The sequence below is a fragment of the Aeromonas sp. FDAARGOS 1402 genome (assembly GCF_019046925.1).
In the GTDB taxonomy this organism is placed as follows: domain Bacteria; phylum Pseudomonadota; class Gammaproteobacteria; order Enterobacterales; family Aeromonadaceae; genus Aeromonas; species Aeromonas caviae.
Genome location: NZ_CP077201.1, coordinates 2,824,460 through 2,837,211 on the forward strand (window position 1 = coordinate 2,824,460; position 12,752 = coordinate 2,837,211).

General features: G+C 61.2%; 8 protein-coding genes. 5 read left to right on the forward strand and 3 right to left on the reverse strand.

All coding sequences use genetic code 11. The features are described from left to right. The first annotated feature begins 73 nt into the window (after window positions 1–73). From aspS to I6L32_RS13590, 3 genes are all read left to right on the forward strand, one after another. The gene (aspS, locus tag I6L32_RS13580; protein WP_045525291.1) at window positions 74–1,840 is read left to right on the forward strand and encodes an aspartate--tRNA ligase; all 1,767 of its coding nucleotides are present in this window, start codon (window positions 74–76) and stop codon (window positions 1,838–1,840) included. 100 nt (window positions 1,841–1,940) lie between these two features. Next, complete coding sequence (locus tag I6L32_RS13585; protein WP_010674094.1) at window positions 1,941–2,681, forward strand: YebC/PmpR family DNA-binding transcriptional regulator; 741 nt, start codon at window positions 1,941–1,943, stop codon at window positions 2,679–2,681. 362 nt (window positions 2,682–3,043) lie between these two features. Then, on the forward strand, window positions 3,044–4,669 hold the full coding sequence (locus I6L32_RS13590) for a phosphoethanolamine transferase (RefSeq protein WP_041212708.1): 1,626 nt from the start codon (window positions 3,044–3,046) through the stop codon (window positions 4,667–4,669). A gap of 317 nt (window positions 4,670–4,986) precedes the next feature. Here I6L32_RS13590 and I6L32_RS13595 read toward each other — a convergent pair whose 3' ends face one another. The 3 genes from I6L32_RS13595 to nagB are packed head-to-tail and all read right to left on the reverse strand — an operon-like array spanning window position 4,987 to window position 8,161. Next, window positions 4,987–6,201, reverse strand: coding sequence for an ROK family protein (locus I6L32_RS13595; RefSeq protein WP_216944005.1), 1,215 nt, complete (start codon window positions 6,199–6,201; stop codon window positions 4,987–4,989). Between the two features lie 4 nt (window positions 6,202–6,205). Further along, window positions 6,206–7,351 (reverse strand): N-acetylglucosamine-6-phosphate deacetylase, encoded by a 1,146-nt coding sequence (nagA, locus tag I6L32_RS13600; RefSeq protein WP_202014264.1) that lies wholly within the window; start codon window positions 7,349–7,351, stop codon window positions 6,206–6,208. Between the two features lie 9 nt (window positions 7,352–7,360). Continuing rightward, entirely contained in the window at window positions 7,361–8,161 is an 801-nt protein-coding gene (nagB, locus tag I6L32_RS13605) for a glucosamine-6-phosphate deaminase (protein WP_010674098.1), read from the reverse strand. Between the two features lie 272 nt (window positions 8,162–8,433). On the opposite strand from nagB, the gene nagE reads away from it, so the two are divergent. Both nagE and I6L32_RS13615 read left to right on the forward strand, forming a co-directional pair. Continuing rightward, complete coding sequence (gene nagE, locus I6L32_RS13610) at window positions 8,434–9,888, forward strand: N-acetylglucosamine-specific PTS transporter subunit IIBC (RefSeq protein ID WP_039039841.1); 1,455 nt, start codon at window positions 8,434–8,436, stop codon at window positions 9,886–9,888. Window positions 9,889–10,010: 122 nt separating this feature from the next. Further along, entirely contained in the window at window positions 10,011–12,674 is a 2,664-nt protein-coding gene (locus tag I6L32_RS13615) for a beta-N-acetylhexosaminidase (protein ID WP_202014266.1), read from the forward strand. Window positions 12,675–12,752: the final 78 nt, after the last annotated feature.

A 12,752-nucleotide genomic window follows, 5' to 3' on the forward strand; every position in this document is an offset into this window, starting at 1 on the left:
CAGACGGTGCTTGCCAGTCGTGCCCGGCGACCCAGGATGAACCGTCTCTCTACCATTTCGAAGGAAGAAGTCCATGCGCTCTATCTATTGCGGACAGGTCAACGAGGCCCATGCCGGGCAGACCATTACATTGTGCGGTTGGGTCCATCGTCGTCGTGATCTCGGCGGCCTCATCTTTATCGACATGCGCGACCGCGAGGGCATCGTGCAGGTGTTCTTCGATCCGGACAAGCCGGACGCCTTTGCCCTGGCCTCCGAGCTGCGCGGCGAGTTCTGCATCCAGGTGACCGGTGTGGTGCGTACCCGCCCCGACTCCCAGCGCAACAGCGACATGGCCACCGGTGCCATCGAGGTGTTCGCCCACGAGCTGACCATCATCAACCGTGCCGAGCCGCTGCCCCTTGACTTCAACCAGGTCAACAGCGAAGAGGTGAGCCTCAAGTACCGCTACCTGGATCTGCGTCGCCCCGAGATGGCCAAGTATCTGAAGACCCGTGCCAAGGCCAGTGCCTTCGTGCGCCGCTTCATGGACGAGCACGGCTTCCTCGACATCGAGACCCCGATGCTGACCAAGGCGACCCCGGAAGGGGCCCGTGACTATCTGGTGCCGAGCCGCGTGCACAAGGGCAAGTTCTACGCCCTGCCGCAGTCCCCCCAGCTGTTCAAGCAGTTGCTGATGATGTCCGGCTTCGACCGCTACTACCAGATCGTCAAGTGCTTCCGCGACGAAGACCTGCGTGCCGACCGCCAGCCGGAATTCACCCAGATCGACGTCGAGACCTCCTTCATGACCGCACCCCAGGTGCGTGAAATCATGGAAGAGATGATCCGCAAGCTCTGGCTGCACATCCTGAACGTGGACCTGGGTGACTTCCCCATCATGACCTTCGACGAAGCCATGCGCCGCTTCGGCTCCGACAAGCCGGACCTGCGCCTGCCCATGGAGCTGGTCGATGTGGCAGATCTCTTGACCGAGGTGGAGTTCGCCGTGTTCGCCGGTCCTGCCAAGGATCCGAAAGGCCGTGTGGCGGCCCTGAAGGTACCGGGCGGCGCGGAGCTGTCTCGCAAGCAGATCGACGAGTACACCAAGTTCGTCGGCATCTACGGTGCCAAGGGCCTGGCCTGGATGAAGGTCAACGAAGCCGGGAGCGGCCTCGAGGGCGTGCAGTCCCCGGTGGCCAAGTTCCTCTCTGACGCCATCGTGCGCGAGATCCTGGCCCGTACCGGCGCGATGGATGGCGACATCATCTTCTTCGGCGCCGATTCCAAGAAGGTGGTGTGCGATGCCATGGGCGCCCTGCGCCTGAAGGTGGGCCGCGATCTGGGCCTGGTGGAGAACGTCTGGAAGCCGCTCTGGGTCATCGACTTCCCCATGTTCGAAGAAGATGGCGAAGGCGGTCTGGCGGCCATGCACCACCCCTTCACCGCCCCGAGCAACCTGGGCCCGGCCGAGCTGAAAGCGAACCCGGTGGGCGCTTACGCCAACGCCTACGACATGGTGATCAACGGTTACGAAGTGGGTGGCGGCTCTGTGCGTATCCACAACAGCGAGATGCAGTCCACCGTGTTCGACATCCTGGGGATCACCCCGGACGAGCAGCGCCTGAAGTTCGGCTTCCTGCTGGATGCCCTGAAATACGGCACCCCGCCCCACGCCGGCCTGGCCTTCGGTCTGGACCGCCTCAGCATGCTGCTGACCGGCACCGACAACATCCGGGATGTCATCGCCTTCCCGAAAACCACGGCGGCCGCCTGTCTGATGACAGACGCCCCGAGCTTTGCCAACCCGGCCCAACTGGGCGAGCTGGCGATTGCGACCACCGTCAAGGGTGACGAATAAGCCGTTATCGGCAACAAAGGCCGCAGCGATGCGGCCTTTCCCGTTTCCCTCTGGGCGCAACCAGTGTTACTGAAATTTCCAACTATAACGGAGAGTCCCTATGGCAGGTCACAGTAAATGGGCCAACATCAAACACCGCAAGGCGGCGCAAGACGCCAAGCGCGGCAAGATCTTCACCAAGCTGATCCGCGAAATCACCACCTCCGCGCGTCTGGGTGATGCCGATCCTGCCAACAACCCCCGCCTGCGTGCAGCGGTGGCGGCAGCCCTGACCAGCAACATGACCCGCGACACCATCAACCGCGCCATCGCCCGTGGGGCCGGCGGCGGTGACGGTGAGCAGCTCGAGACCATCGTGTACGAAGGGTACGGCCCGGCCGGTTCCGCCGTCATGGTGGAGTGCCTGACCGACAACCGCAACCGTACCGTGGCCGAAGTGCGTCACGCCTTCAGCAAGTGCGGCGGCAACCTGGGGACCGACGGCTCCGTGGCCTATCTGTTCACCAAGAAGGGGGTGCTGACCTTCGTGGGCGCCGATGAAGACGCTCTGATGGACGCCGCGCTGGAAGCCGGTGCCGACGACGTGGTGACCGAAGAAGATGGCACCATTGAGGTCTACACCACCCCGAACGACTTCGGCACCGTGCTGGACGGTCTGGAAGCTGCCGGCTTCAAGCCCGAGAGCGCCGAAGTGACCATGATCCCCTCCACCGAGGCGGAACTGGATGCCGAGACCGCGCCCAAGCTGATGCGCCTCATCGACATGCTGGAAGATCTGGACGACGTGCAGGAGGTGTACCACAACGGCTCCATCTCCGACGAGATCGCCGCGACCCTGTGATCCCTCAGGGCAAAGGGGAGGGTGACCACAACGGTCCTCTTCCCCGGCTCCGACGAGATTGCAGCGACCCTGTAATTGCCTCTCGCGACCCTGTTCAGGTTCGCGAACACACAGGTGCGACACCTTGTTCACCTTCGCAAAAACGGCAGCCCGGGCTGCCGTTTTTTTATGTGCCAGACCGCGCACCTCCCCTTGTGGTTCGATTTCCTCTCTTAATGTTCGCTTAAGTTTGCCGTCCTAGGATGACCCCGTATCTGGACCTCCCTGGCTCTTGTCCTGTTTTTCCAGGGCCGAGCGCCGGGATGGTCACCACGAAGCCTGCTGGCAGGTTGTTAGTTCCACTGGTTTGTCGGAGTCTCTCTATGCGTCTCACTCTGGGAGTGATGAAGGTCAATCTGTTGCTGGTGCTGCTGTTTGCACTGGTCTTCAACTGGCCCATTTTCCTGCACTTTTATCGCATTCTCAGCGCCCTTGAACACGTCAAGGCGGGGTTTGTCCTCTCCATTCCCCTGGTACTGGTGGCGGCCCTCAACGCGGTGTTCCTGCCCTTTACCTTCCGTTATCTGCTCAAGCCCTTTTTCGCCTTGCTCATCCTGACCGGCTCCCTGGTCAGCTACGCCATGCTCAAGTACGGGGTGATCTTCGACATGGGCATGATGCAGAACATCATCGAGACCAACAGCGGGGAGGCGGGCTCCTACCTCAACGGCTCCGTGGTGCTCTGGTTCCTGCTGACCGGCCTGCTGCCGGTGCTGGTCCTGCTGTGGGTGAAGATTGAGTACCCCCGTCCCTGGTACAAGGGACTGGGTCTGCGCCTCGGTTCCATCGCCCTCTCCTTGCTGTTTCTGATGGGGGCTGCCGCCCTCTATTACCAGGATTACGCCTCGGTCGGGCGCAACAACAAGTCCCTCGGCAAGGAGATAGTGCCCGCCAACTATGTGCACGGGCTCTACAAGTACGCCCGGGATGTGGTCTTCGCGACTCCCATTCCCTACCAGCAGATCGGCACCGATGCCAGGGTGATCGGCCAGCATGAGAAGCCGACCCTGATGTTCCTGGTGGTGGGGGAGACGGCCCGCAGCCAGAACTACTCCCTCAACGGCTACAAGAAGGAGACCAACGGCTTCACCGAGAAGGAGGCCAATGTGGTCTCGTTCAGGAACGTGCGCTCCTGCGGCACCGCCACGGCGCTCTCCGTGCCCTGCATGTTCTCGAACATGACCCGGCGCGGCTATGACGAGGCCAGGGCCCAGTCCCAGGACGGCTTGCTGGACGTGCTGCAACATGCCGGGATCTCGGTGCTCTGGAAGGAAAACGACGGCGGCTGCAAGGGGGTGTGCAAAAACGTTCCCACCATCGAGATTGAGCCCAAGGCATTCCCCGCATACTGCTCCGGCAATGCCTGTCATGACGAGGTGCTGTTGCAGGGGCTGGATCAGCAGATCGCCGACATGCAGGGCAAGCAGGGCAGCAAGCTGGTGGCCTTCCACCTGATGGGCAGCCACGGTCCGACCTACTATCGCCGCTACCCGGCCGCCGATCGCGTCTTCCTGCCGGACTGCCCGCGCAGCGACATCGAGAACTGCAGTAACGAAGAGCTGGTGAACACCTATGACAACACCATCCGCTACACCGACAAGGTGCTGGCCCAGCTCATCGACAAGCTCAAGAGCCTGGAGAGCCAGTACAACGTGGGGCTGGTCTATCTGTCGGATCACGGCGAATCCCTCGGCGCCATGGGGCTCTATCTGCACGGCACCCCCTACAAGTTCGCACCGGACGATCAGACCCGGGTGCCGCTCCTGACCTGGTTCTCTCCCCAGTTGCAGGCAGACCGTCAGCTCAATCTGGATTGCCTGCAACAGGAGGCAGCCAGCAAGCGCTTCTCCCACGACAACCTGTTTCACTCCATGCTTGGCATCATGGACGTGCAGACCCAGGTCTATGACGGCAAGCTGGATCTGTTCAAACCGTGCCGGGCGGGGTGAATGGGCCCGAGCGGTTGAGCGGCACGACAACCTGTTGCCCCGCACCATGCTCGGCATCATGGACGTGCAGACCCAGGTCTATGACGGCAAGCTGGATCTGTTCAAACCGTGCCGGGCGGGGTGAATGGGCCAGAACGGTTGAGCGGCACGACAACCTGTTGCGCCGCACCATGCTCGGCATCATGGACGTGCAGACCCAGGTCTATGACGGCAAGCTGGACCTGTTCAAATCGTGCCGGGCGGGGTGAACCGGCGAAAACAGACCATAAAAAAACGGCAGCCACTGGCTGCCGTTTTTTTATCCGAAGGGGTGGACCTTACTTCTGCTCCATGATGATCTGCAACAGATCCCCTTCCAGCAGGGAGCGCTTGACCAGGGCGAAGCCGCCGATGGTGGGCTGGTTCTGGAAGCGCGCCTTCACGATGGGCAGGCCGCGATGGAAACTTGGCAGAGACTGGTGCTCGACGCAGCGGCGGATGGCCGGGATCAGGATCTCTTCGGCGGCGGTGATTTCACCGGCGATGAGCACCTTCTGGGGGTTGAACAGGTTGACCGTGATGGCGATGGCGCGCCCCAGGTGCTCCCCCACGTTCTCGATCACGCTGCGGGCCAGCTCGTCACCGGCCACCGCCGCCTTGCACACCTCCTGGATGGTGATGTGCTTCTCCTGTAGCGAACTCAGGTGACCGCGGCTGATGAGCTCCTTCACCTTGTCGACGATGGCCTCGTTGGAGGCGATGGTCTCGAGGCAGCCGAAGTTGCCGCAGTGGCAGCGCTTGCCAAGAGGTTCGACCTGGATGTGGCCTATTTCACCGACGTTGCGGTTCTGGCCGAGAAACACCTTGCCCTTGGTGATGATGCCCGAGCCCGTCCCCTGGTGGACACTCACCAGGATGGAGTCCATGCAGTCGCGGGACTCGCCAAAGAAGTGTTCGGCCAGCGCCAGCGAACGGGTGTCGTTGCCCACGTAGCAGGGGAGGTTGAAGTGGTGCTCCAGGAGCTTGGCGAGCCCCAGGTTGCGGATCTGGTAGGTGGGGGTGTAGATGACCATGCCGGATTCCGGGTTGACCAGACCCGGCATGGTCAGCGCGATGCTGATGAGGTTGCGGCTGCGATCCTGATTGGCGTCGATGAAGGCGCCAATCTCCCGCAGCAGCATGTCCACCACCGGTTGCAGCTCGATCTCGGTCACCTGGGTGATGTGCTGATCGAGCTCCTTGCCGTCGAGGTCATACAGGGAGAGCTGCAGGTAGCCGCGACCCAGCTTGGCGGACACAAACTGGAAGCGATGCTTGATGGTGGTCAGGGAGATGGCGCGGCGCCCGCCAGTGGAGGCTTGCGGCGAGGTTTCCCTGATGAGGCCGTGCTCGATCAGTTGCCGGGTTATCTTGGTCACGCTGGCCGGGGCCAGCTGACTCAACTCGGCAATTTTGACCCGCGAGATGGGCCCCTGCAGGTCAATGAGGCGATAGACGACCGCACTGTTTACCTGCTTGATAAGATCTACGTTTGCTATTTGTCCGCCAGTCATAGTGTCACTGTGTTGTGTAGTGTCCGTTAACCACGGTCCCGCAGACCGCGAAGGCCTGATCAAAGACGGTGAGGTTGGCAATTTTTCCGACCTGGATACTACCGAGACGCGAGTCCCATCCAATGGCGCGAGCGGGGTAAAGGGTGGCCATTCTCAGTGCTTCGTCGAGCGGCAATCCGACCTGTTTGACCAGATTTTCCACCCCTTCGATCATGGTGAGGGCGGAGCCGCCGAGTGTACCATTCTCATCGACGCACTGACCATCGCGGAAATAGACGGTTGCGCCGCAAAAATCAAATTTCTCAAAGCCTTCCGGTGCACCTGCCGCCGCGGTGGCATCGGTGACCAGCACCAGCCGCTCCCCCAGCATCCTGTGCGCCAGGCGCACGTTGGCCCAGTGTACGTGGTGGCCATCGACGATGATGCCCGCATAGACATCCTTGCGATCGTAGATGGCACCGACCACGCCGGGCTCGCGACCATTCAGGGTCGGGGTCATGGCGTTGTAGAGGTGGGTGGCAAAGCGCATGCCGTTGTCAAAGCCCGCCATGGCCTGGTCGTAGTTGGCGGCGGTGTGGCCGGCGGAGACCAGGATGCCGGCCTCCACCAGACGGCGGATGTGCTCGGGCTTGTTGCGCTCCGGCGCCAGGGTGATCTTGGCGATGGCGTCCGCGTTGTCGCAGAAGAAGTCGATCATCTCGTCGGCGGGCTGGCGGATCTGTTCGGCCGGGTGGATCCCCTTGCGCTTGAGGTTGGTGTAGGGCCCTTCCAGATGGACGCCAAGCACCTCGTTGGGGTGGGTGGCCATGTAGTCGCGGGTGACGGCGACGGCCTGCTTCATGTCCGCATCCGGGCTGGTGATCAGGGTCGGCAGGAAGCTGGTGGTCCCGGATTTCAGGTTGGCCGCCTGCATGGTGGCCAGGGTGTCCGTGGTGATGTGACCGTTGAACATGACGCCACCGCAGCCGTTGAGCTGCACGTCGATGAAGCCGGCGCTGAGGTTGGCGCCCTGGAGGTCAATCTGCTCGATGCCGGCGGGCAGTTCTGCCTGGCGTGAGATGGCGACAATCTTGTCGCCATCGATGACCACGCCATAACCGGTCAGCACGCAGCTGCCGGTGTAGAGAGTGCAATTAGTCAGAGCGTACATGGGGGCTCCTCAGAGGTGCTTGATATTGTCGGCTTCCAGTTGCTGGAAGTAGCGCACCGTCTTGACCTTCAACTCCATGGTGGAAGGTTCGTCGCACACCACAATCCCTTTCGGATGCAGTTGCAGGGTGGAGATGGTCCACATGTGGTTGACGCTGCCCTCCACGGTGGCCTGCAGGGCCTGGGCCTTGGCGTGACCGACCACCAGGATCAGGATCTCTTCGGCGTCCATCAGGGTGCCGACACCCACGGTCAGGGCCAGCTTGGGCACCTGCTCCATGTCGCCGCCAAAGAAGCGGGAGTTGGCGATGCGGGTGTCTTCGGTCAGGGTCTTGACCCGGGTACGGGAAGCCAGGGAAGAGGCCGGTTCGTTGAAGGCGATGTGACCGTCGTTGCCGACGCCGCCCATGAACAGGTGGATCTTGCCGTAGGACTTGATCTTGTCTTCGTAGCGCTGGCACTCGGCCACCAGATCCTCGGCGTTGCCATTGAGGATGTTGATGTTTTCCGGGCGAATGTCCACGTGATTGAAGAAGTTGTTGTGCATGAAGCTGTGGTAGCTCTCCGGGTGTTCCTTGGGCAGCCCCACGTACTCGTCCATGTTGAAGGTGACCACGTTCTGGAAGCTCACCTCGCCGGCTTTATGCAGCTCAATCAGGCGCTTGTAGGTGTTGAGCGGGGTGCCGCCAGTGGGCAGACCCAGCACGAAGGGGCGCTCGGCAGTGGGTTTGAACGCATTGATGCGGTCAACGATGTAACGGGCAGACCAGAGACCCACCTGGCTGGCAGACTTCAACGGGATCAGGCGCATTCTATATACCTCAGTACGGTTGCCGCACAGGGAGTGACGGCAAGGGACCAGACACGGATTCAAGTTGTTTTATAGCGTAAATAAAGATTGCGAACTAAGCCACATCTATCGGCTACCTTTATCTCTGTTGAGTGATAATGATCACGAAAGCTGGTTTATTAATTTGCGCAGCGAAATAAAACACATAGACTGCCAATCAAGCCTTGATGGCTTATGCGTCGAACGTGATAAGCACTTAATTTCTAGAAAAACACCAACTAAGGAGAGGAACCGTGAACATTCTCGGTTATTTGCAAAAGATCGGCCGTGCCCTGATGGTGCCGGTAGCGGTATTGCCTGCCGCCGCGATCCTGATGGGGATTGGCTACTGGATTGACCCGAACGGTTGGGGTGGCGGAAGCCCTCTGGCTGCGTTTCTGATCAAGGCGGGCGCCGCCATCATCGACAGTATGCCCATTCTGTTCGCCGTCGGCGTCGCTTACGGCATGTCCAAGGATAAAGACGGTTCCGCCGCGCTGGCCGGTCTGGTCGGCTTCCTGGTGGTCACCACTCTGCTGAGCCCGGGCGCCGTGGCCCAGATCAAGGGTATCCCGGCCGACCAGGTGCCGGCAGCCTTTGCCAAAATCAGCAACCAGTTCGTCGGCATCCTGTGTGGTGTCATCGCCGCCGAGCTGTACAACCGCTTCAGCAGCGTGGAGCTGCACAAGGCGCTGGCCTTCTTCTCCGGTCGTCGTCTGGTGCCGATCGTGACCTCCGTGGTGATGATCGTCGTCTCCTTCATCCTGATGGCCGTCTGGCCGGTCATCTACGGTGGCCTGGTGAGCTTCGGTGAATCCATCGTCAGCATGGGCTCCACCGGTGCCGGCATCTATGCCTTCTTCAACCGTCTGCTGATCCCGGTCGGTCTGCACCACGCCCTGAACTCCGTGTTCTGGTTCGACGTAGCCGGCATCAACGACATCCCGAACTTCCTGGGTGGCCAGTCCTCCATCGACGCCGGCAAGGCTGTCGTGGGCGTGACCGGCATGTACCAGGCCGGCTTCTTCCCCATCATGATGTTCGGTCTGCCGGGTGCCGCACTGGCCATCTACCACAGCGCGAAGAAAGAGAACAAAGAGAAGGTTGCGTCCATCATGATCGCTGCCGCCTTTGCCGCCTTCTTCACCGGGGTGACCGAGCCGCTCGAGTTCTCCTTCATGTTCGTGGCGCCGGTACTGTACGTCATCCACGCCCTGCTGACCGGTATCTCCGTGTTCATCGCAGCCTCCATGCACTGGATCGCCGGTTTCGGCTTCAGCGCCGGTCTGGTGGATATGGTGCTCTCCAGCCGCAACCCGCTGGCGACCCAGTGGTACATGCTGCTGGTACAGGGTCTGGTCTTCTTCGGCCTCTACTACGTGGTCTTCCGCGCCGTGATCGCCAAGTTCAACCTGAAAACCCCGGGTCGTGAAGATGACGAAGCCGTACCGGTACAGGCTCAAACCACCGACCGCACCGAGCTGGCCAAGCAGTATCTGGAAGTGCTGGGTGGTCAGGAGAACCTGGTGACCATCGATGCCTGCATCACCCGTCTGCGTCTGACCCTGAAAGACCGCAGCATCGTTGACGAGCGCAAGCTCAAAGCCCTGGGCGCGGCCGGTGTGGTCAAGCTCGGTGAGCAGAACCTGCAGGTGATTCTGGGCCCATTGGCCGAGATCATCGCCGGTGAGATGAAAGCCCTGCGTTAATCGAGCGACTCGCTCACCTCAAGTCTAAGTCCATTGTTGACATAACTAAGGGCCCCGCCTCGGGGCCCCATATAAAAAAAGCCAAGAAAATCCAACCTTTACTTCAAATGAGAGCAGCAGTTATGAACTTGAAACATTCTCTGTTAGCCATTGCCATGTCTACCGTTTTCGCCGGTCCCGCACTTGCAGCTGATGCTGCCAGGCAAGCGGTGGTCGACGCCCTCGCCAGCAACCTCGTCGTCAAGTACGAAGTCGTCACCAATGACGGTGCCGGCGCCGGTCTTGACTGCCAGGCGCTGGGCTCCGAGTGGGCGAGCTGCGGCGTTGCCAAGCTGCACCTGACCAATACCGGGGCTGACGTCACCTCCAAGGACTGGAGCATCTATGTCTCCTCCATCCGCCGCATCCAGCGGGTGGACAACGACCAGTTCACCATCACCCACCTGACCGGCGACCTCTATCGTTTGACGCCGACCGAGAAGTTCCAGGGCTTTGCCAAGGACGCCACGGTCGAGGTGCCCCTGGTGGTGGAATACTGGGTATTGTTCGAATCTGACATCATGCCGAACTGGTATGTCGCCAGTGAAGGGGCCGAGCCGAAAGTGCTGGCCAGCATGAGCAACATCGACGATGCCAGCACCTACGAGAAGCCGATGCCTGCCGATGGCTGGAAGCGCACCAAGGATGACAACAACATCCTGATGAACAGCGAGACCCGTTTCGCCGCGAACCAGACCAGCACCCTGCTGCCTGCCGGCAAGATTGACGACCGCATCCTGCCAAGCCCGATGAAGCAGGTGGTCAAGGCCGGCCCGCAAGTCGACTTCTCCACCATCAAGCTCAATGCCCTTGACCTGCCGAGCGATCGCGCCGAGGCCCTGAAGGCGCAACTGACCAAGCTGGGTGTTACCCTCTCCGACACCGGCTACCCGGTCACCATCAAGCTCGGCAGCAAGCTCAAGCAGGCCGAAGGCTACGACATGACCATCGGCAAGAAGGGCACCGTCATTCAGGGGCACGACGTTGACGGCGCCTTCTGGGGCGCCCAGTCTCTGATCTCTCTGCTGGGCGTTGACGACAAGCTGGTGAGCCAGATGAGCGTCGAGGATGCGCCGCGCTTTGAATACCGCGGCATGCAGACCGACGTGGCCCGTCACTTCAGAAGCCCGGAGACCATGAAGAAGCTGGTGGATCAGATGTCTGCCATGAAGCTCAACGTGCTGCACCTGGGGCTGACCAACGATGAAGGCTGGCGTCTGGAGATCCCGGGCCTGCCGGAGCTGACCGACGTCGGCAGCCAGCGTTGCCACGACGAGTCCGAAACCAAGTGCCTGATGCCGCAGCTCGGCTCCGGCCCCACCAGCGACAACCAGGGCTCCGGTTTCTACAGCAAGGCGGACTACATCGACCTGGTACGCTATGCCAAGGCCCGCGGTGTGACCGTGATCCCCGAGATCAACATGCCGGCCCACGCCCGTGCCGCCGTGGTCTCCATGGAGGCGCGCTACAAGCGTCTGATGAGCGAGGGCAAAGAAGCCGAGGCCAACCAGTTCCGTCTGACTGACCCGGCCGATACCTCCAACGTCACCTCGGTACAGTTCTACGACAAGATGTCCTTCATCAACCCCTGCCAGCCGGGTGCCGCCACCTTCGTGGCCAAGGTGATGGACGAAGTGGCCCAGATGCACCAGGCCGCCGGCCAGCCGCTGACCGCCTGGCACTACGGTGGTGACGAGGCGAAGAACATCATGCAGGGCGGTGGTTACCAGGATCCGGCCGTCACCAAGAAAGAAGATCTGGTGGCCTGGAAGGGCAACGTCGACTCCAGCAAGCAGGACAAGCCGTTCGGCAAGTCCCCCATGTGCCAGAAGATGATCGACGATGGCAAGATCAAGGACGTGGCCGAGCTGCCGGTCTACTTTGCCAAGGAAGTGAGCGAGATGGTCAAGGGCCACGGCTTCTCCACCCTGCAGGCGTGGGAAGATGGCCTGAAGTACGCCACGGATGCCAGCGTATTCGCCACCGACAAGACCCGGGTCAACTTCTGGGAAACCCTCTACTGGGGTGGTTTCAACGAGGCGATGAAGTGGGCGCACAAGGGCTATGACGTGGTGCTCTCCAACCCGGATTACCTCTACTTCGACTTCCCGAACGAGGTACACCCGGCCGAGCGCGGCTACTACTGGGCAACCCGCTTCAACGACACTCGCAAGGTGTTTGCCTTCGCCCCGGAAAACCTGCCGCAGAACGCCGAGACCTCGGTTGACCGCGACGGCAACGCCTTCGTGGCCAAGGGTGACCAGGATCCGGTCAAGTTCAAGGGGATCTCCGGTCAGCAGTGGAGTGAAACCGTGCGCACCGATGCCCAGTACGAATACATGGTCTATCCGCGCATCTTCTCCGTGGCCGAGCGCGCCTGGCACAAGGGCGGCTTCGAGCTCGATTACGTGAAGGGTCGCGAGTTCTCCGGCACCACCAAGCATGTCAACAAGGCCACCCTGAACAAGGAGTGGAACCAGTTTGCCAACGTGCTGGGTCAGCGCGTGCTGCCGAAACTGGATCAGGCCGGGGTGGAATACCGCCTCTCCGTACCGGGTGCCAAGGTGGTGAACGGCGTGCTGGAAGCGAATGTGGATCTGCCGGGTCTGCCCATCCAGTACAGCCTGGATGGCAAGAGCTGGAGCGCCTACGACGTTGCCGCCAAGCCGACCGTGGATGGCAAGGTCTACCTGCGTACCACCAGCTTCGATGGCAAGCGCACCAGCCGCGTCACCGAACTGAACTGATAACCCTCGTTTTTTAACGCAAGGTGGGTCGCAAGACCCGCCTTTCCCAAGGGCGATGGCCATCGGGTTTGGGAAAGG

Coding starts and splice junctions, on each gene's coding strand:
- aspS (WP_045525291.1), top strand. CDS start 74: ATGCGCTCTATCTATTGCGGACAGGTCAACGAGGCCCATGCCGGGCAG.
- I6L32_RS13595 (WP_216944005.1), bottom strand. CDS start 6,201: ATGACTGGCGGACAAATAGCAAACGTAGATCTTATCAAGCAGGTAAAC.
- I6L32_RS13615 (WP_202014266.1), top strand. CDS start 10,011: ATGAACTTGAAACATTCTCTGTTAGCCATTGCCATGTCTACCGTTTTC.
- I6L32_RS13590 (WP_041212708.1), top strand. CDS start 3,044: ATGCGTCTCACTCTGGGAGTGATGAAGGTCAATCTGTTGCTGGTGCTG.
- I6L32_RS13585 (WP_010674094.1), top strand. CDS start 1,941: ATGGCAGGTCACAGTAAATGGGCCAACATCAAACACCGCAAGGCGGCG.
- nagB (WP_010674098.1), bottom strand. CDS start 8,161: ATGCGCCTGATCCCGTTGAAGTCTGCCAGCCAGGTGGGTCTCTGGTCT.
- nagA (WP_202014264.1), bottom strand. CDS start 7,351: ATGTACGCTCTGACTAATTGCACTCTCTACACCGGCAGCTGCGTGCTG.